This is a genomic window from uncultured Subdoligranulum sp. (assembly GCF_963931595.1).
In the GTDB taxonomy this organism is placed as follows: domain Bacteria; phylum Bacillota; class Clostridia; order Oscillospirales; family Ruminococcaceae; genus Gemmiger.
Map to the genome: position 1 here is coordinate 25,765 of NZ_OZ007030.1, position 18,095 is coordinate 43,859.

Below are 18,095 nucleotides of genomic sequence, written 5' to 3' on the forward strand. Positions count from 1 at the left end.
TCAATCATTCAAAGTGTGCTTATACTAGAACAGGGGAGCCGGGCAAATACCCGGCTCCCCGTTTTTATCATTGTTTTGGCATGCCACGCTCTGCACCGGAGTTTACTCCACGGTGGAACTGAGCGGCTTGGGGCGCAATGGCAGAAAGAGTTTATCGGATTTGTTCCAAGATGGGAGTTAATGCATTGTAGTCTACAAAGTCTACCTTGGTGTTATAGGTTTCGATCATGGCCCTGACTTCAGCGGTTTTCTTCTCGTCCGGTAGACGTTTCGCTTTGTTATACAAAAGCGTCATCATGGTTTTGTGTAAAACGCTTAGTTTGCTGTAGTCAATCCCGCCTCGCAGATGAAACAGGACTGTGTTTTGCAAGAGGTTTGCCGGAACTTGTTTAGAGACGGATTGGCGAATGTTGCGGATGTTTTCCGGATCGGTTACATCCGCGAGCCCTACAGTCACCAAAAGCAATTTTGCCGCAGGCGGGATGAGCTTCACGGTGCGTTTTAATCCCTTGACACCGCCTGCGTACAGACCACCCAAATAGATAATTCTGCTGTAATTCTGCAGTGTTTTTACATCTTCATAGCCTATGGCGTCAATACCACTTAATTGCGACAGCTTTTCAGCATACCTTTTCGTTGTGCCGTATTCACTGCCATACACAATGATCTGGTTCATAGGTTTCCTCCGAATTTGATTGTGAGACACAAGGGGACAGTTAACGATACTCTCTGTGTTACGACGTATCATCAGTTACGGATTTGCAGTTCTTTTTCAGCTAAAAATGCTAACTGACATTGAAGGATATATCGATTGTCCATTTCTGTAATCGCGCAAGACGGTTTACTGGTCGTGGTCGGCAAAGTGGTGACCTTAACGGCTATATCCGGGTGGCTGATTGCATTTGATAGGATTTGTCTTTGGGAAGAATCCATATCAAACGGAGTTTTCTGTAACTCGTTCCAAGTATCCAAAATGTCTTTCTCCAAAGGGGTGACAATCTGCTTTGTACGTAAGAGGTTGATCAAAATACTATAATCCATCGTTAGGTACCTCTCCCAAAAGGATATGATATCAAAATTGTGAAGCTTAGATAGACTCTTCACAGGAATAGCACCCAAAGACCAAGAGAATGCGATAGAGGGCCGTTCCGTTTCTTTAAAAATGAACATCGGTTTGCAAGGGCTTGACGCCGGTTTCTTGTATACACTGAAAGATACTGTCTCCATTATAGACAAAACGATTTGGATATACAAGAATTTGAATCTGCTGGTAAGGAAGAGGCGACATTTGCACGTTGCAACGAAAGCCTTGCACGTTTATACTGTAAGTAAAAGAAAAACGAGGAGGCACCCTCATGGCGGACGTGGAAAAACTGCGTAAGGTCAAACAGTGTATTGATAGCCTGGCGGAAGGACTGCACCCTTTTACCGGACAGCCTTTGCCAGAGGAGGATATTGTCAACGATGTGCGGGTGTCACGGAGCCTGTTTTTGGCATCAGCGTTTCTGCAGGAGCAGATGCAAGGAACAACGGCCAAGAAAACCGGCAAAAAACAGGCTTTCCGGTTGAGCCTGGAGGAACGGGAACGGGTGGAGTTTTCTTCCCGGCCCATTCCTGCCAGCGAGCTGGCCCGGCGGATGAACGAGGCTGTCGGTACACAGGACTGCAAGAAGATCAGCTATCGCCAGATCACCGATTGGCTGGTGGAAGTAGGGATGCTCAAGCTGGTGGAAAATGTGGCGGGTACACAGCGTCGCCGTCCTACCAATAGCGGGGAAAAGTTGGGAATCTCGGTGGATAACCGAATGGGACAGTACGGCCCGTACCAAGTTGTTCTGTACAGCGAGGATGCCCAGCATTTTATTGTGGATAATGTGGATGCCATTGTGGCCTTTGCATCACACAAAGAAAAAGGCGCACAGCGCTAGAAGAAAAAAGAGCAATTTGACGGTCTATCATATAAAGATCGGATGGGATGGAATAAGTCTCACAAATTGAAAGGTAGATAAAAAGGAACATGGTTTGCTATATCTTTTCAGATGATGTGTCACAACTTCATTGAACCAGAAATCTGAAAACCATGTCTTCTCATTTTTGCTTACTGCTTTCCTGAGTAGTTATAAACCATTTTGTGTGTCCATCTGCCTTTTTGTTTTCAATGGAGTGATCAACCCTTCGCATATCCTGAAGGAGGGAAGAGACGTATTTAGAATTGACGAACGGAAAACAAATACCGAGTTCGCCTAACATATGAATTATTTGGCTATTTGTTAGACTGCCCTGCTCCTCTAAAATCAGCAAGATCCATTCTTTCATCAGGGGGCGAAGAACTTTCCCCTGTTTGGCTTCAGCGATAAAAAATCCTTTATTTCGCTCAAATTTTAAGGTGCCTTCAAATGACTTTATAAAACCCTGCAGTGATAATAATTCGTTCAAGGAATTTATCAGCATGAGGGTATCCACTTTTTTGTTGGAGTATTTAAAACCATGTACGGAGGGATGCCTTCTGGCCTTCTTATTGGTGTCAATTGTAATCTTTTCATTAAACGAAAAATTTTGAAAAATAAAATCGATATTATGAGATAACATCATCAGTTGGAATGCTTCTACCGTTAGACAAGAAGTGGAAATATCTGAATAAAGGACCACTAAAGGTTTGAAAATTCCATTCCTTTTTGTCTGCCCTTTATTTTCAAGATACTTAGACAGAAGATTATCCAATATGGACATTAACGCATTATTTGCTATTGCATAGTCATGATTATTGTATGCGGTGGCTACTTGCCTGAAGAGCAACTTTTGACTTTTGGGCAATTTGTTTTCAGTAGCTGCAATTAACTCGTTGTCTTTGCCTGCTGAAAAATATTTGACCATATATTTGTCAAAATCTTTCTCATCATTAACTGTCTCGGTAAGTTCCTTGATGGTCGATGCATCAAACTGAAATGGCCAGGCCCAGTGAAAATTGTCCAGCTTATTCTCATAATTGGTATAATTTATAACACTGTTTGGATTGTTGAGAATTTCCTGCCACGCCGTTATTATATCTTGGAAATAATCGGTTGGAATAATATTCGTAAGGATTTGCTTGATTTTGTACGCAGCATTTACCAGTACATTGGCAGTGTTTAGAATTGCTTCACAGGTGCTTTGCAGTGTTTGAGCTATTGTATCAATGTTTAGCTGTGTTTTAATTATACTTTCTCTTATGCTTTCTCCAAGAGCCTCGTATGGCGAGTAATCTATACCAATCGAAAGTCTATCTGTGTCACAACTATTTGAAGAAGTTCTAGAGACATTCTCTTCGTTGGAATCCAAGTCATAAAATTCACTGTCCATCGTGGTAGCCCTCAAAATATCCGATTTTTTCTATTTTAACATAAAATGGAATGGGTGCATATCCTGGTTGGGGATATGCACTCTTTGTCTGCACTTTAAGTTTTCTTCTTTGACTGCTAGGGCTTCAATATCATCTCCTGTATCATCCCGTAATGTTTCCCGCTCTTCCTCGTGATCTTGTTATAATCATCCGATACCAGATAATCCAGCAGCCACGTTTTCGGCACCATGAACCGTGGGCGGCGCTGGATGGTGCGCAGGCGGCCCTCGGTGCACCAGCGGGAGACCGTGTGGGGCGTATAGCCGGTGAAGCGGGCGATCTGCTCTACGGTCAGCACGTCGGGGGCGTCGGCCAGCTGCTGTTCCAGATGGCGGCGAAGCAGCAGGCGGCTGACGATCTCGTAGTCAAGGGTACGGGTCAGGGATACGGCGGGCGGTTTGCGCTGCGGATAGTTCTTGTACCACCCGCTGGGAGGAGCGTAATGCTCCGGTTCGGTGAGACGGCGGCGCAGGTAGGCGGCCACGTCCACCTTGGCGATCTTGTAGCAGCGGGTGCGTTTGCCGGTGTGGAGGCAGGGCACCAGACCGCTCTGCAGAAGATACAGGGAAGTGCGGGTGCCGATGTGGCAGGCGATGCGGAAGTCGTTGCGGCTCATGGGATCGGGATAGGGCGCCAGCAGCGCGTCGATCTCCTCTGCCAGCCGGTCTTGCGTAACGGTCTGTTCGTTCATGGTCGGATTCTCCTTTGATGAAATTCGGACCCGGAGAAACCGTATCTGTATGACAAGATTCTTGGATTTTGGGGTGATTTTCTCGCCTGCGGGAAAATTCTGCGCCGGGACAAACTGGCCAGAACCTGCCCCGGCGGGCCAGATGCCCTGTCGGTTATCTTGCACGGCATCTTGCATTTTTCCCGGAAGGCGTTGCTTTTCGCCCCAAAGGGTGGTAGTATACTTTTACTTGTACCCACGCGGTTTTGTGGGCGGATGCGCCGGAAATCCACGTGGCGTGGTCAAAATAGACCGGACGAAACGGCCTGTTTTGACCCTGGGGGAGCACAGACGGCATTCGGGACACAAAACTCGAAATGCGATAGGGCGTTAACAGCGCCGCCAGAGTTCAAATCTCTGATGCTCCGCCAGAAGGCCGTCCTGTCAGTCGTGACAGGGCGGCCTTTTTCTTTTCCGGGGAAGAGGGGCTGGGCCCCGGTGGAAAATCCTACCCGGGGGCTGGAAATGGCGCAGGGTCCGTGCTATGATGGATGTGTTGCACAAAACGGGAAAAAACGTCTTTTGGGCGCTCCCGGCGACAGGAAGTTTGCTGTGCGGTGGGGAAAACTGCACACAAGACAAAGGATGTTACATACAAAAGGAGACCTATACATGCCCTGTACAACGATTCTGGTGGGCAAAAACGCAAGCCATGACGGCTCCACGATCATTGCCCGCAACGACGATGGCCAGTTTGAGGCCAAGCGGCTGTTGAGCCACCCGGCCCGGGAGAAGGCTTCCACCTACAAGACGGTGATCTCTCACCTGACGGTGGAGCTGCCCGGCGGCGCCCTGCGCTACACCGACTGCCCCAACGTGACCAAGACCAACGGCGTGTGGCCCGCCTGCGGCATCAATGAGGCCAACGTGGCCATGACCGCCACCGAGACCATCACCAGCAATGCCCGGGTCATCGGCGCCGACCCCTATGTGCGGTATCAGCCCAAAAAGGGCCGGGGCACCAAAGAGATCCCCGGCGGCATCGGCGAGGAGGACCTGGTGACGCTGGTGCTGCCCTACATCCGCTCCGCCCGGGAGGGTGTGCTGCGCACCGGCGCGCTGCTGGAGCAGTACGGCACCTACGAGCCCAACGGCATGGCCTTCGCCGACGCCGATGAGGTGTGGTGGCTGGAGACCATCGGCGGCCACCACTGGATCGCCCGGCGGGTGCCCGACGACCGGGTGGTGGTCATGCCCAACCAGTTTGGGCTCGACCACTTCGATTTTGCAGATGCCTGCGGCGAACAGAGGGAAAACCTCTGCTCGGCGGACCTGCAGGAATTCGTGGAAAAATACCACCTGGCGCTGGATACCGGCGACGGGTTCAACCCGCGGCTGGCCTTCGGCTCCCACTCCGACGCCGACCACATCTACAACACCCCCCGCGCCTGGTTCATGGCCCGGTATTTCCTGCCCCGCACCTACCAGTGGGACGGCGAGAACGCCCACTTCACCCCGGAAAGCAACGACATCCCCTGGTCCTTTGTGCCGGAGCGCAAGGTGACGGTGGAGGATGTGCGGTATCTGCTGGGGTCCTACTACCAGGGCACGCCCTACAACCCCTACGACAAAAACGCCGCCTGCAAGGGCAAGTACCGCACCATCGGGGTGCCCAACAGCGATGTGTGCGGCATTCTGCAGATCCGCGGCTACCTGCCCGAGGCCATCCGCGGCGTGGAGTGGCTCTCCATGGGCGGCAGCGGCTTCACGGCCTGCTTCCCGGTGTATGCCAACGTATCGGCCTTCCCCAAATACCTCAGCGGCACCACCGACACTGTCTCCACCGACAGCATCTACTGGCAGAGCCGGCTCATCGCCGCCCTCACCGACGCCCAGTTCGGCAGTTCCCTGATCCTGGACGAGCGCTACCAGAACGCCGTGATGAACCGCGGCCAGCAGCTCCTCTACGAGTATGACGAAAAGATCCGCCAGGGGGCACCGGCCGCCATCCTGGAGGAGGCCAACGGCAGAATCGCCGACATGGTGAAGGAGGAATCCGACAAGGCCCTGGGCCAGATCCTGGGGAATGCCTCGGAACATATGAAGATCCGCTACCACAGAGGGGACAACTGATCGGAACCGTATAATACAAAAGCAGCCCCGCCGCCTGCCCGAAAGGGCAGGCGGCGGGGTTTTTGCGTGACGGGAGCGCTTGCTGTACAGCTTGATCGGAAATAATACACACTGTATATTGCGAGAAAACAATACAAAATGGCAAATAAGGCCGCGGATCACCCCTTGCCCCGTTGGTTTGCCACCAGGACCATGGCGACCCCCAGCACGGCCAGCAGGCCGCAGACGGCGGTGCCGGTGAGCAGGTTCATGAACTGCCGGGTCTCGGGGGGCGTATCCTGGCCGAAGGAGGCAAACATGGCGGTCTGCAGGGACAGCATGGACACCAGGGAAGTGGCAAGGCTGATGTACTTGATGGCGGCGATGGCCGGTGTGTGGATCTTCCGTTTTCGGATGAGGTAGACAAGGGCGGCCGTCAGGCAAGAAAAGTCGTAGAGGGCCACCGCAAAGATCAGATACCCGTGATAGCGGAACCCCTGGCCTTCCTTCACGATCAGGATGGCCACCCCCTGCAGCGCAAAGGAAAGCACCACCAGCAGGCAGCCGCACAGGCGGTAGGTCTTCCATTCCCGGGCGAGCCGGGATTCTCCCTTTTTGGGCGGCCTGCCGGACCGGGTGCTGCGCAGGATGAGAAATCTGGTGACGCACAAAACCAGGTAGTAACCCGCCAGAGCCATCAGCCACCGGGAGGAAAACCACCAGCCCGCCAGCATCTTGGAGAGGGCCAGGACGCTGTTGCCCGCCAGGGACCCGTACCCCACGGCGACAATGCGGAAGGCGTCGTCCTCCATCCAGCGGGAGAGAAGGCGGTGGCGGCGGATTTTGTGCCGCAGTTTTGCGGGCAGGTGTTTGTGGTTGCGCTCCATAGGCCTCCCAACTTTCACAGACAAAAGCACCCAGGCAACACCGCAAGGAGTGCCCGGGTGCTCTGGTTTACTCCAGACCTTTCACCACCGGGAACAGGCAGAGCAGCAGCACAATGCCCGCAAGCCCCACCAGAATGCCGGGCACCAGCAGATCCCAGAGCATCGTCATGCACATGCCCAGCCCCAGCCCCAGCGCCCCGACCACACCCAGCAGGGTGATGCCCACCGTTCTGGCGTTCCAGAGGATGGCGGGCTTGCCGTCCATTTTGCGGCGCACGACCAGCATCGCCGCCAGAACGAGGGTACCGGCGGCACCCACCGCGACACCCTGGCGGAAGACGCCCCACGCCGGCAACAGCGCCATACACATGCCCAGGGCAAACAGAATCCCGCCGATGGTGCCCAGAATCAGCGTGACAAAATCTTTCTTCTTCATGGATCAATTCCTCCTGTAAGGGTCCCGGCGGCGGGGCCGCCCGGGATTGGTTCTCCTGCTGTCAAAAGCGGTCACTTTTCGCCGTGGCGCCCTTTGACGGCGTCCCCGTCGTCTTCCTTCTCCAGAAAGGCGTTCACAAAGGCATCTTCCACCTTCTTGTAACCGCCCACCACGGCATCCTCCACCTTCTGGCAGGCGCCGGTGACCTTCTCGGCCATGCCGCCGGTTTTCAGGCTGCCGTCCTCCTCAAGAAAGGTGTCCACAAACTTCTCTTCCACCTTCTGGTAGGCGCCGATGGCGGCCTTGCCGATCTTGCCGGGCTTCATTTTATACGTACTCATGGGATAACCTCCTTGTCTGCATCCCCGTTCTCCGTGGATGTGCCCTTAGTATAGAGAAGGTTTGTTTCCCCATTGCTTCGGTTTTGTTTGGGGAATGTTAAAAGCCGGCGGTGCGTTTTTTCGCACCACCGGCTTTGTCACAGCAGGGAATGACCCTTTTCACACAGCTGGTCGATCTCGTTGTACTTGGCGTCAATAAAGGGCTGCAGCTTGCGTCGCTGCCGCCGGAATACCCGGCGGTAGACCGGCAGGGCCAGCAGCCACCCCGCAAAACCCGGAACGGCCAGAAGAATCATGGCGAGATACCGGGGCGGCTCGCCGGTGACCGCAAAGACCGACCCGGCCATGAAGGCCGTGCCCAGAAGTGCTGTGCCCAGCGCCCAGACGGTGGCCGTCTGCCCGGGGGCGCGCTTCATCTGGTGGATCTCCTCCATGCAGGATTCAAAATTCCGCTGCAGACGGGTCAGCTCCATCTTGTTGATGATCTTCCGGTTGCGCTTGAGATGCAAGGTCACCGTGCCCCGGCCGGGGTCGGCAGGGCTGGGATTTTCCGGCAGCCAGCCGAAGTTTTCGTAGGCGTCCCGGCAGAGGGAAAGGTCTTTGGCGGCCACCTGGATTTCCTTGTATTCATACCCGACATAGGGGTTTTCAGGCTGGGAATTCATACTGGCTGCGCCTCCCGGGGAAGGGATCGGGGAATCTTCACCGTGAACCTGCTGCCCCGACCGGGGGTGCTGGTCACCGCGATGGTGCCGTCCGACAGTTCCAGAATGCGCCGCACCAGCGCCAGACCCAGGCCGTTGCCCTCGGTGGCGTGGGAGGTATCCCCCTGGTAGAATTTGTCAAAGATTTTCTGCATCGTGGCCTCGTCCATGCCGCAGCCCGTGTCGGCCACCGTGACGGTGATCTCCCGGTCGTCGGAGGTCTGGGTCAGCGTGACCCGTCCCCCCTCCGGCGTGAATTTCAGGGCGTTGGACAAAAGATTGGTCCACACCAGTTCCAGCAGCCCTTCGTCGGCACAGAGCAGCGCCCGGTCCTCCAGGTCCGCCTCAAAATCGATCTGCTTTTTCTCCCAGACGTTTTCAAACTGCAGGGCACAGTTGCAGAGCTGGCTGCAGACATCGTACTCCCGGGGCAGCGGCTGGATCACCTGCTTCTCCAGCTTGTTCAGCTTGAGCATGTTGGTGATCAGGCTGGACAGCCGCCGGGTGGCCTGCAGGATGGTGTCGAGGCACTCCTGCCGCTGGGCTTCGGTCAGCTGCTTTTTCTGCAACAACTCGGCGTTATTCTGGATCACCGCCAGTGGGGTCTTGATCTCGTGGGAGACGTTGGAGAAAAAGTCGGTTTTCAGCGTTTCGATGCTGCCCAGCTCCTCCACCATCTTGTTGAAATCCATGAAGAGAACATCCAGGTGGGTGGTCTTGTCCAGGGGGTGCAGGGGCGGCAGATACACCGAAAAATCCCCGGCGGCCACTTTCCGGGCCGCTTCGGAAAATTCCTCGATGGGCTTCTGGTAATGCCGGCGGATGGTCAGCCCGGTGAGCAGGGTGAGGCAGACCGCCGCCGCCACCCAGAACACCAGCACCGCCAGGACGTTCCGGGCGGGCAGGCTCTTGTAGTCGATGGCCTGGCCGATCATCACCATCTGCAAAGTGGTGAGCAGGGCGAACAGCAGAAAAAACAGCACAAAGGTGGAAAGGGGAAAGAGCCCTTTTTTCACCCGCTGGTCGGAAAATTTGCCGTTGGTTTTCATGCCAGCACCGCCTTGTACCCCAGCCCGCGCACCGTTTTGATGGCGAAACCGTCGCAGCCGGAAAACTTGTCCCGCAGCTTGGTGATGTAGACATCCACCGCCCGCAAACTGGTCTCGGAGTCCACATCCCAGAATTCGTCCATCAGCTGCGCCCGGGAAAAGGTCTTGTTGGGGTAGGACAGCAGCTTGTAAAGGATGTTGAACTCCCGGGTGGTCACCGGGATCTCCTGCCCCGCCACCGTGGCCGTGACGGCGTCGGCGTCCAGGGTCAGGTTGCCCACCGTGAGTTTGCGCTCCATCTCGATGTGGGCGCGGCGCAGCAGCGCCCGGATGCGCAGAATCAGCTCGTCCAGCTCGATGGGCTTGACCATGTAGTCGTCGATGCCCAGCCGGAACCCCCGCTGCTTGGCGGGCAGATCGTCCCGGGCCGACATGAACAGGATGGGAATGGCCTTGTTTACCCGCCGCACCGTCTCCGCAAACTCAAAACCGTCCACCTCCGGCATCATGATGTCCGATACGATGAGATCATACAGATGGTTGTACAGCTCGTCGTAGGCCGCCCGGGCCGACAGGCAGCCTGTGGCGGAAAAACCGCTGTCGTTCAGATAGGTGCACACCGCCCGGTTCAGCCTGGCGTCGTCCTCCACCACCAGAATGTGGACCATACAGATTCCTCCCCGCTGGTTTTCATATGGGATCATTATATACCCTGCCTTTTCCCGGACGCAATCCGGGACAGTCCCAAAATACAAAGACAATTGTAGCGGGGATTTGTTTCGGTCGGGTTTGCGGATTGTTTGAGAATTGTTAATGGGCGGGGAAAAGGGGCTGCGGCGGCGGAAACCGCCGCAGAGGGAACCCTTCCATATTTTTTTTCTGATCGGCCGCTTGCAACGCACAGGCGGACATGCCGTGCAGAACGCCGCCCTTTTTGCCCCCGCCCGGCTCCCATCAGGGCGTTCCCGGAATCCCGCGGCCGCGGCAAGGTAAACTTTTTATTATACCAGATTCTGCGGCGGATTGCCAACGGATTGACAAAACAGGCAGGATTTCCTGCAAAACTGACAGGAAGGCGCGGCAGCCGGCCGTTCCGCGGCAGAACCGCCCCCCGCGCCGCGGGGCGGACAGGAAAACGGAACGCCCTTTTGCAGGGCAGACGGGGCAGCTGCCGGAAACCCGCCGCAGCCGACGGACGGCGGTTTTCCGGCGGCGGAGTTGCGCCATTTTGGATTGACACAATGTGACCAAGAATATATAATTTCCTTATATACTTCAAATTTTCACCATCCTGTCAACCGGAAACGTGGAAGCCGCTTATGCTTGGCAAAGATATGAGGAACCGTTATGATTGTTTGTCTGGGCTTTTTGGATCAGGACGAGAGATATCTGGATAAAATCGCTGCCTATATTTCAGCGCATCCGGACGACACCATGCGTCTGGAACTCTGCCTGTTTACCAGCGTGGAAGATTGCAATGCCTATCTGGCGACCAATGCGCGGATGGACATTCTTCTGGCCACACCGGAAATGCTTCCCGATCCCTCCGTGCTGGTGCGTCAGCCGATCCTTGCCTATCTGAGCGACGACAAAACCATGACCGCATGGGCCGATCATCCGGCCATCTGCAAGTACCAGAAGGCATCGCTGCTTCTGCGCTCTGTCCAGGGACTGGCGGCGAACATCCGCAATGCCGGTGGCAGCTACACGCTGGGCGGCAGCGGTACGGCCCTGCTCTTCATGGGCGCCTGCGGCGGCGTGGGATGCTCCACGGCGGCCATGGCCTGCGCCGTGCAGCAGGCCGCCCGCGGAAAAAGGGTGGTCTATTTCAGCTTGCAGCAGAATGCGATGCCCGAGCTGTTTTTCGGCGATCAGGGAAGGTCCATGTCCGATGTGCACTATGCCTACCAGGAATGGCAGCATCTTCTGCCCCAGGACAACGGCCAGGACAACATCCGCGGCCTGCAGCTGAAACTGAAGAGCTTGCTGGTTACCGATGCGCGCACAGGGGTGGACTTCTTCGCCGGCTTTACGCTGCCTGTGGATGCGATGGACTTTACCGGCCGCGAGGCGGCGGACCTGGTCAGGGCGCTGGCGGCACAGTATGAGTGCTGCATTGTGGACGCGGACAGCCAGCTCAACGGGATGCTGACAGAGATTCTGCCCTGTGTGCAGTGGCTGACCGTGGTGAGCGACGGCACCTCCAAGAGCAATCAGGCCATGGTGCGGCTGCTGGAATCGCTGAAGGTGCTGGGCGGGTCACAGGAAACCAACATGAACTGCGAGGTGGCGGTCCTGTACAGCCGTTTCGGAAGCCAGGCCGGCCCGGCGGAAAATGTGCCTGCCTATGTGAGGAAGCTGGGGCAGATCCCGCGGTACGGCAACGCACTGCAGAAGGATATCGTGACGGAAATTTCCAAAGGTACTTTTTTTGACGCACTGGACAAGTAAAGGAAGATTGCCATGACACCGGATCGTTTGGCGGCTTTGCAGCAAGCAGTGGCGGATTCTGTCGGCCGGGAGCTGAAAGTTGCCCACATGAAAGATGAGGACCTGCGCAAGGGAATTGAGGACCTGGTGCGCAGCAAGGCCGCCGGCGAGTACATCACCCCTACCCAGCGGCTGGATATTGTGGAGCATATCTTCAGTTCGTACCGCGGCCTGGGCGGCCTGCTGGATGAAATCCTGCAGGATGAAGAGATCACCGAAGTGATGATCAACGGGTCCCAGAATATATTCGTGGAAAAAAAGGGCCGGCTGCAGCGCCTGGACCGCCATTTCCGGGACGAAAAGGAACTGCGGGATATCATTGACCGCATTGCCAAGATCGCCAAGCGGGAAATCACCGACGCGGAGCCGATTCTGGATGCGCGGCTGAAGGACGGAAGCCGCGTGAATGTTGTCTTGAACGGCATCTCCCTGGATGGCTCCACCGTCACCATCCGCAAATTCACCAAGGACCCCATGACGATGCAGATGCTCATGGATTTCGGCTCCATCACGCCGGAGGTGGACGCCTTTCTGCACAAGCTGGTCCACGCCCGGTACAACATCTTCATTGCGGGGGGCACGGGCTCCGGCAAGACCACCTTTCTCAACGCCCTGTCCAATTATATCCCCAAGGATGAGCGCATCATCACCATCGAGGATTCGGCGGAACTGCAGATCAAGGAAGTGCCCAACATCGTCCGGCTGGAAACCCGCAATAAGACCGCCTCGTCCGACGAAAATACCGAGATCACCATCCGCGACCTGATCCGCTCCAGCCTGCGCATGCGGCCGGACCGGATCATTGTGGGCGAGGTCCGCGGCGCCGAGGCACTGGACATGCTGCAGGCCATGAATACAGGCCATGACGGCAGCCTTTCCACCGGCCACGCGAACTCCGCGGAGGATATGATCAGCCGGCTGGAAACCATGGTGCTGCAGGGCGCCGCCAACCTGCCTTTGAAGGCGGTCCGCCAGCAAATCGTGAGTGCGGTGGACATCATCATTCATCTGTCCCGCCTGCGGGATCACAGCCGCAAGACGATGACCATCTCGGAAGTGCTGCCCGGCCTGGACGCCGAGGGCAATGTGCGGCTGAATCCCCTTTACAAGTTCTACGAGGACGAGACCTCCACCGTCAAAAAGGTCTCCGGCAGACTGATCCGCACCCACTACCCCATGACCCAGGTGGATAAACTGCTGCGCGCCGGCTATACCCCGCGGGACATTCCTGCCCCCAACCCGGCGGAAAAGCAGTGGGAAGAGAAAGAACATCAGCTGTTTGTTCAGGAGGAAGGTGCTGCCCGATGAATAAGAAGCCGCAAAGCAAAAACAGGAACGGGAAAAAACCGGCCAAGGCCAAAAAGCACCGGGAACCCCAGTGGGTCCAGAACCCCGCGCAGGAGAGGGTGCTGAACTACCGCGTCTACCGGATGACGCCCGGTGAGACGCTGCTCTATACGGCACTGGCCTTCATCCTGGGCGGCGCGGCGGGGCTGGTGTTTTACGGCGGGCTGTTCAGCCGGGACGGAAAACCCACGGCCCTGACCCTGATTGCCAACGTGGTGGTATTCGTGGTGGCGGGCGCCGTGGCCAGCCGCGTCTTTCTTCCCCTCCGGGAAGAACAGCTCAGGAACCGCCGGCAGCTGGCCCTGCGGTCCCAGTTCCGCAGCCTGATGGAGTCGCTGGCCACGTCCATGACGGTGGATACCGTGGAACAGTCCTTCCGCACGGCCTACCAGGACATGATCATCCAGTACGGGGACGAGGCCTACATCACAAAGGAGATGCGGGAAATCGTGGCGGCCGGCAACAACGAAATCGGGCTGGAAATCATGCTGGAGGACTTTGCAAAGCGCAGCGGATGCGAGGACATCCAGGATTTCAGCAATGTTTTCAGCGCGTCCCGGCGCCGGGGCGGAAAGATTGCCCAGATCGTCCGGCAGACGCATGACATCATCGGCGAAAAGATGGAAATCGAGGATGAAATCACCAGCAAGATGAGCTCCAATCAGGTGGAACTCAACGTCATTACCGTGGCGCCTCTCGCCATCGTGCTGATGCTGCGGGTGACCAACCAGTCCTTCTCGGAAAACTTTGCCACCCCGTTGGGCGTGGTGGTGATGACCATCGCCCTGTGCCTGTTTTATATGGCCTACAGGATGGGACAGAAAATCGTCACCAGCGCTAAGAAAGGAGAGTGAGCACCATGATGATCAAAGTGATTTTCCTGGCCATCGGCACGGTCATCTCGGTGTTCTACATTCTGCTCCTCCTGCTGGGAAGCCGCTATGACAGCAAGATCGAAGGCCTGCCCCAGGAGGGGTACAGCGACAAGGAACTGTTTTCGGCGGGATACCTTTTGCAGTACCGGGTCCCGTGGCTGAGCATGAAGTCCAAGATGGGACAGAAACTGATGGCACAGGCACAGATCCTGCACCCGGAAAATCAGGGGCGCTTCGCAGAGTACTGGGCGCGGCTGTACTGGGCGCGCACACTGTCCCTGTCCATACTGGTCATGGCCTTCGTCTTTTGTGCGGCGGCCTGGATGGAGGGCATCATGGTATACGCCACCCTGCTGGTGGGCGTGGTGGGCGTCTATGCGGTGTACAATCAGGGCGCCAACGAGATGGCCAACCAGATCAAGAAACGCAGTACGGCCTGTCTGCTGGAATTCTCCAATGTGGTGTCCAAACTGGCGCTGCTGCTGAACTGCAATGAAACCATCATCGAGGCCTGGCGCACCGTGGCGTACAGCAAGACAGGCCCCATTTATGATCTGATGCAGGACGCTTCCGTGGATATGGACAACAACGTGCCGCTGGAAAGCGCAATCTATAATTTCGGCGTCCGGACGGCTTCGCCGGAAATCCGCAAGTTTGCAAGCATCATCATCCAGAACGCCGCCCGGGGCGGCTCCGACATGACCGTCTTCATGCGCCAGCAGGCCCAGGAAATGGGGGCCCGGCGCCGGCAGCTGATGCTGCAGCGCGGTGACGAGGCTGCCGCCCGGCTGCTGATTCCCACAACACTGATTCTGATCGGCATCATGGCCATCATCCTGGTGGCGGCTTTGGCCAATATGAATCTGAGCCTGTGAGGGGCTCGTATCCGTTGGTTTCCTTTGCGGTTTGCATAGAAAACAAAATGTTCGTTGTAAAGGAGGAACATGTAAATGGTACATCTCAAAGAAAAAGCAATGCTCGGGGCGATGAAGCTCCGCGCCGGCCTGATGGAGGTCAAGAAGGAAGAGTCCGGTATGGAAATCATCCAGGTTCTCATTCTGCTGGCCGTGGGTCTGGGCCTCATTGCAACCTTTATTGGTTTTGGCGACAGCATCACCGCGGCGGTCACCACGAAGGTGGAGGATTTCTTGGGCACCTTCGGCGCCTGAGAAGCCTAAACGGACAAACGGAAAGGCACTGACGGCAGGGCCTGCCAGAAAAGGCAGGCCCTGCTTCCCAAGGGCTGTACGGCGGCAAACGGTACAGCCCCTGGGAAGCGGATGTCTGCTGCAGAAAGGGGCTGCTTGTGATGTACCTTTGGACGATCCTCACCGCGGTGGCCGTGGCGGGCGGGGTATGCTTTTCCCGCAGGCAATTCCTGGCCCTGCCCTGCCGGGGCCGGGGCTTCTGGCTGGAACTGGCCGGCGCCCTGGCGGCCGGCGCCCTGATCGGCTGGTTCGGCTGGCTGCGGGTGGACGGCAACCCCCTGTCCTGCCTGCGCCTGCTCCTGGCGGCCGGCGCGGTGGCCGGTGCGGCCCGCTGTGATGTGAAAACCCGTACCATCCCCAATCTGTATCCGGCCCTTGTGCTGGCGGGCTTTGTGCTGTGCACGGCACTGGATATCCTGTGGCAGCGCGCCCAGTGGACGGCCTTCCTGGGCGGCGCGCTGGGCGGCGCCGTGGTGTTCGGCTTTCTGCGCCTTTGCAGCCGGCTGTCCCACGGCGGGATCGGCGGCGGCGACATCAAGCTGATCGCGGCGCTGACCTGCCTGATCGGCCTGTACGGCGGCTTCAGCGTCCTGCTGTTCGCGCAGCTCAGCGCCGTGGCGTTTGTGCTTGTCCTGCTGGCGCTGCGCCGCATCACCATGAAGAGCAGCATTGCCTTCGCCCCCTTTTTTTACCTTGGATTGCTGATTACCGTCTTTCTGGGAAGTTTTTGACGGCGCCCTGCCCTTGCTTGCGGCAACTGGAAAGGCGACCATCGCGGAGGAATCGATATGAAACAAACACGTCTGGCTGTCATTGTCATGCTGATTGCTGTGTGCGCTTTCAGCTGGTTCCTGCTCGGCCGGCAGCTGGCGGAGGGAATCAGCAGCGTCCGGAACCTGATGGAACAGGGCGATTCCTACCAGGAACGGGGACTGTACCAGAAAGCCATTGAATCCTACAACGATGCCATTGCCCAGCGCCCCAGCCGGGATCTGTATCATTCGCTGGTGCAGGCCTGTGAATCCTACTACCAGGAAGAGCCCACCAACACGGTGAAAAAGACCCTGCTGGCCGCTTACCAGGACGCCACCGCCGCCTACCCTGACGAGGTCTCCTACTGGGAGCGCGCTGCGCAGATCTATCTGGAGGAGGAAGAGTTCTCCCAGGCGGTGGATACCCTGCGCCAGGCACAGCGCGCGGAGGTGAGCAGCGATACCCTCTCGGTACAGTGGCGCCAGGCGTATTACAGCGTGAAAGAGCGCTATCAGAAGTACGAGAACATCACCCCGCTGGAGCATGAAAACGCCTATACGGTGGAGACAGGGGACCTGTACGGGGCGGTGGACCCCTCCGGCAATGAGGTTGTGGACATGAAGTACCGGTATACCGGCCCCGTGGGGGAGGAGGGCGTCGTGCTCTGCTCCACCGAGGAGGGCGAAGTCCGGCTGTTTGACGCCGAGGGCGTGATGATCGGGCGCTTCCCGGGGACTGTGGAACAGGCCCACGCCTACAGCGAGGGTCTGGTCCCGGTGCGGCTGCAGGGACGGGAAGACTGGTGCTATCTGGACAGCAACGGCCAGGAGGTCCTGGGCGGCTATCTGCAGGCGGGCTGCTTCCAGGACGGGACCGCCGCGGTCCAGCTGGATAGCGGCGCATGGTGCCTGATCGGCACGGACGGAACCCAGGTCGGGGACGCCACCTGGGAGGATGTCCGCCTGGACCCGCTGGGACGCTGGCTCCAGGATGACGTGATGCTGGTCAAGACGGAGGGAAGCTGGAAAATTGCCGGCAGCGACGGCGCGCCGGTGGAAGGCTTCTCCTGTGAGGATATAGACATCTGCACGGCGGGGGAGGCCATCGCCTTCTGCCAGGATGGCAAGTGGGGCTTCGTCCAGAAGGACGGCACGGTGCTGCTGCCGCCCGCCTATGAGGCGGCGCACAGCTTTTCCGGCGGTGTGGCGGCCGTCTGTACCGGGGGCAGCTGGGACTTCATTGACCCGCAGGGCAATGTGGTCATTGACGGCGATTTTGCGGGAGCGGGGTATTTCTCGCCCGATTCCGGCACCTGCCCGGTGATGGAGCACGCGGATGCGCCGGAGTGGTATCTGATCGCCTGGAATGTGACCCATTGACGGCGCAAAATCGGAGGACGGGGATGGAAATACAGGCAGCCTTGTGTGCATGGTTTGCCGCGCTGGCGGTGTCGGTGCCGGTGATCGTGGCGGCATGCCGGCGGGGCCTGTCCACGGCGGGCGAACGGACCGTCCGCCAGGCCAGGCAGGCGGGCAGGGTGGTGACGGCCACCCTGCAATCCAGCCGCTTTCTGGTGGGGGACCCTTCCGGCAACCTGGAACAGAGAAAAAACCAGTACCGGGTGGTCTACGAGTATCAGGTGGACGGCATCGGCTATACCTACCGCGCGCGGTTCCGCTCGGTGCCGCCCCGGTGTATCCTGCTGTACTATCCGCAGGGCAGGCCGGACAAAGCGGTGCCGGAAAATGACCGCAACCCCGGCATTCCCTACACCCTTGCGGCCCTTTTGCCCCTGGCGCTGTGGGTTGCATTCTACTATCTGGTTTTCCGATAACACAAAGGAG

Annotated in this window: 20 protein-coding genes and 1 tRNA gene; 11 read left to right on the plus strand and 10 right to left on the minus strand. The window is 57.3% G+C overall.

Annotated features, from left to right (window positions below; genetic code table 11):
* Positions 1–151 precede the first annotated feature (151 nt).
* Entirely contained in the window at positions 152–676 is a 525-nt protein-coding gene (locus tag ABGT73_RS00140) for a flavodoxin domain-containing protein (RefSeq protein ID WP_346667829.1), read from the minus strand.
* Between the two features lie 71 nt (positions 677–747).
* Positions 748–1,041: a hypothetical protein gene (locus ABGT73_RS00145; protein ID WP_346667830.1), complete on the minus strand. Its 294-nt coding sequence runs from the start codon at positions 1,039–1,041 to the stop codon at positions 748–750.
* Positions 1,042–1,355: 314 nt separating this feature from the next.
* Between ABGT73_RS00145 and ABGT73_RS00150 the strand changes: the two genes are divergently transcribed.
* Positions 1,356–1,928, plus strand: coding sequence for a hypothetical protein (locus tag ABGT73_RS00150; RefSeq protein ID WP_346667831.1), 573 nt, complete (start codon positions 1,356–1,358; stop codon positions 1,926–1,928).
* Positions 1,929–2,088: 160 nt separating this feature from the next.
* Here the strand turns inward: ABGT73_RS00150 and ABGT73_RS00155 are convergent, their stop codons facing one another.
* Positions 2,089–3,339 carry a hypothetical protein gene (locus ABGT73_RS00155; protein WP_346667832.1) on the minus strand — a complete coding sequence of 417 codons (1,251 nt, stop codon included), beginning with the start codon at positions 3,337–3,339 and terminating at the stop codon, positions 2,089–2,091.
* A 116-nt stretch (positions 3,340–3,455) separates the two neighbouring features.
* Complete coding sequence (locus tag ABGT73_RS00160) at positions 3,456–4,070, minus strand: helix-turn-helix domain-containing protein (RefSeq protein WP_346667833.1); 615 nt, start codon at positions 4,068–4,070, stop codon at positions 3,456–3,458.
* A 321-nt stretch (positions 4,071–4,391) separates the two neighbouring features.
* On the opposite strand from ABGT73_RS00160, the gene ABGT73_RS00165 reads away from it, so the two are divergent.
* Positions 4,392–4,480 (plus strand) — tRNA-OTHER (locus ABGT73_RS00165).
* 241 nt (positions 4,481–4,721) lie between these two features.
* Positions 4,722–6,182: a C69 family dipeptidase gene (locus tag ABGT73_RS00170; protein ID WP_346667834.1), complete on the plus strand. Its 1,461-nt coding sequence runs from the start codon at positions 4,722–4,724 to the stop codon at positions 6,180–6,182.
* 158 nt (positions 6,183–6,340) lie between these two features.
* On the opposite strand, the gene ABGT73_RS00175 is transcribed toward ABGT73_RS00170, so the two are convergent.
* From ABGT73_RS00175 to ABGT73_RS00200, 6 genes are all read right to left on the minus strand, one after another.
* Positions 6,341–7,048 (minus strand): hypothetical protein, encoded by a 708-nt coding sequence (locus ABGT73_RS00175; RefSeq protein ID WP_346667835.1) that lies wholly within the window; start codon positions 7,046–7,048, stop codon positions 6,341–6,343.
* A gap of 67 nt (positions 7,049–7,115) precedes the next feature.
* Positions 7,116–7,484, minus strand: coding sequence for a hypothetical protein (locus ABGT73_RS00180; protein WP_346667836.1), 369 nt, complete (start codon positions 7,482–7,484; stop codon positions 7,116–7,118).
* A gap of 71 nt (positions 7,485–7,555) precedes the next feature.
* On the minus strand, positions 7,556–7,825 hold the full coding sequence (locus tag ABGT73_RS00185; protein ID WP_346667837.1) for a hypothetical protein: 270 nt from the start codon (positions 7,823–7,825) through the stop codon (positions 7,556–7,558).
* Positions 7,826–7,962: 137 nt separating this feature from the next.
* Entirely contained in the window at positions 7,963–8,490 is a 528-nt protein-coding gene (locus tag ABGT73_RS00190) for a hypothetical protein (protein ID WP_346667838.1), read from the minus strand.
* Positions 8,487–9,578, minus strand: a complete 1,092-nt coding sequence (locus ABGT73_RS00195; protein ID WP_346667839.1) for a HAMP domain-containing sensor histidine kinase — start codon at positions 9,576–9,578, stop codon at positions 8,487–8,489. Before ABGT73_RS00195 ends, ABGT73_RS00190 begins: the two co-directional genes overlap by 4 nt.
* Positions 9,575–10,246 carry a response regulator transcription factor gene (locus tag ABGT73_RS00200; RefSeq protein WP_346667840.1) on the minus strand — a complete coding sequence of 224 codons (672 nt, stop codon included), beginning with the start codon at positions 10,244–10,246 and terminating at the stop codon, positions 9,575–9,577. The genes ABGT73_RS00195 and ABGT73_RS00200 overlap by 4 nt, the downstream gene beginning before the upstream one ends.
* A 679-nt stretch (positions 10,247–10,925) precedes the next feature.
* Here ABGT73_RS00200 and ABGT73_RS00205 point away from each other — a divergent pair.
* From ABGT73_RS00205 to ABGT73_RS00240, 8 genes are all read left to right on the plus strand, one after another.
* On the plus strand, positions 10,926–12,029 hold the full coding sequence (locus tag ABGT73_RS00205; protein ID WP_346667841.1) for a hypothetical protein: 1,104 nt from the start codon (positions 10,926–10,928) through the stop codon (positions 12,027–12,029).
* A 12-nt stretch (positions 12,030–12,041) separates the two neighbouring features.
* On the plus strand, positions 12,042–13,376 hold the full coding sequence (locus tag ABGT73_RS00210) for a CpaF family protein (protein ID WP_346667842.1): 1,335 nt from the start codon (positions 12,042–12,044) through the stop codon (positions 13,374–13,376).
* Positions 13,373–14,269: a hypothetical protein gene (locus ABGT73_RS00215; protein ID WP_346667843.1), complete on the plus strand. Its 897-nt coding sequence runs from the start codon at positions 13,373–13,375 to the stop codon at positions 14,267–14,269. Before ABGT73_RS00210 ends, ABGT73_RS00215 begins: the two co-directional genes overlap by 4 nt.
* A gap of 5 nt (positions 14,270–14,274) precedes the next feature.
* A complete protein-coding gene (locus ABGT73_RS00220) occupies positions 14,275–15,165 on the plus strand; it encodes a type II secretion system F family protein (protein WP_346667844.1) in 891 nt (296 codons plus the stop codon).
* Between the two features lie 75 nt (positions 15,166–15,240).
* Positions 15,241–15,459: a hypothetical protein gene (locus ABGT73_RS00225; protein ID WP_346667845.1), complete on the plus strand. Its 219-nt coding sequence runs from the start codon at positions 15,241–15,243 to the stop codon at positions 15,457–15,459.
* Positions 15,460–15,599: 140 nt separating this feature from the next.
* Positions 15,600–16,229 (plus strand): A24 family peptidase, encoded by a 630-nt coding sequence (locus tag ABGT73_RS00230; RefSeq protein ID WP_346667846.1) that lies wholly within the window; start codon positions 15,600–15,602, stop codon positions 16,227–16,229.
* Between the two features lie 57 nt (positions 16,230–16,286).
* Positions 16,287–17,630, plus strand: coding sequence for a WG repeat-containing protein (locus tag ABGT73_RS00235; protein WP_346667847.1), 1,344 nt, complete (start codon positions 16,287–16,289; stop codon positions 17,628–17,630).
* A 23-nt stretch (positions 17,631–17,653) separates the two neighbouring features.
* Positions 17,654–18,085, plus strand: a complete 432-nt coding sequence (locus ABGT73_RS00240; RefSeq protein WP_346667848.1) for a hypothetical protein — start codon at positions 17,654–17,656, stop codon at positions 18,083–18,085.
* The last annotated feature ends 10 nt before the right edge of the window (positions 18,086–18,095 follow it).

Coding starts and splice junctions, on each gene's coding strand:
- ABGT73_RS00155 (WP_346667832.1), bottom strand. CDS start 3,339: ATGGACAGTGAATTTTATGACTTGGATTCCAACGAAGAGAATGTCTCT.
- ABGT73_RS00150 (WP_346667831.1), top strand. CDS start 1,356: ATGGCGGACGTGGAAAAACTGCGTAAGGTCAAACAGTGTATTGATAGC.
- ABGT73_RS00235 (WP_346667847.1), top strand. CDS start 16,287: ATGAAACAAACACGTCTGGCTGTCATTGTCATGCTGATTGCTGTGTGC.
- ABGT73_RS00220 (WP_346667844.1), top strand. CDS start 14,275: ATGATGATCAAAGTGATTTTCCTGGCCATCGGCACGGTCATCTCGGTG.
- ABGT73_RS00175 (WP_346667835.1), bottom strand. CDS start 7,048: ATGGAGCGCAACCACAAACACCTGCCCGCAAAACTGCGGCACAAAATC.
- ABGT73_RS00195 (WP_346667839.1), bottom strand. CDS start 9,578: ATGAAAACCAACGGCAAATTTTCCGACCAGCGGGTGAAAAAAGGGCTC.
- ABGT73_RS00140 (WP_346667829.1), bottom strand. CDS start 676: ATGAACCAGATCATTGTGTATGGCAGTGAATACGGCACAACGAAAAGG.
- ABGT73_RS00200 (WP_346667840.1), bottom strand. CDS start 10,246: ATGGTCCACATTCTGGTGGTGGAGGACGACGCCAGGCTGAACCGGGCG.
- ABGT73_RS00190 (WP_346667838.1), bottom strand. CDS start 8,490: ATGAATTCCCAGCCTGAAAACCCCTATGTCGGGTATGAATACAAGGAA.
- ABGT73_RS00180 (WP_346667836.1), bottom strand. CDS start 7,484: ATGAAGAAGAAAGATTTTGTCACGCTGATTCTGGGCACCATCGGCGGG.
- ABGT73_RS00160 (WP_346667833.1), bottom strand. CDS start 4,070: ATGAACGAACAGACCGTTACGCAAGACCGGCTGGCAGAGGAGATCGAC.
- ABGT73_RS00240 (WP_346667848.1), top strand. CDS start 17,654: ATGGAAATACAGGCAGCCTTGTGTGCATGGTTTGCCGCGCTGGCGGTG.
- ABGT73_RS00225 (WP_346667845.1), top strand. CDS start 15,241: ATGGTACATCTCAAAGAAAAAGCAATGCTCGGGGCGATGAAGCTCCGC.
- ABGT73_RS00145 (WP_346667830.1), bottom strand. CDS start 1,041: ATGGATTATAGTATTTTGATCAACCTCTTACGTACAAAGCAGATTGTC.
- ABGT73_RS00205 (WP_346667841.1), top strand. CDS start 10,926: ATGATTGTTTGTCTGGGCTTTTTGGATCAGGACGAGAGATATCTGGAT.
- ABGT73_RS00210 (WP_346667842.1), top strand. CDS start 12,042: ATGACACCGGATCGTTTGGCGGCTTTGCAGCAAGCAGTGGCGGATTCT.
- ABGT73_RS00230 (WP_346667846.1), top strand. CDS start 15,600: ATGTACCTTTGGACGATCCTCACCGCGGTGGCCGTGGCGGGCGGGGTA.
- ABGT73_RS00170 (WP_346667834.1), top strand. CDS start 4,722: ATGCCCTGTACAACGATTCTGGTGGGCAAAAACGCAAGCCATGACGGC.
- ABGT73_RS00185 (WP_346667837.1), bottom strand. CDS start 7,825: ATGAGTACGTATAAAATGAAGCCCGGCAAGATCGGCAAGGCCGCCATC.
- ABGT73_RS00215 (WP_346667843.1), top strand. CDS start 13,373: ATGAATAAGAAGCCGCAAAGCAAAAACAGGAACGGGAAAAAACCGGCC.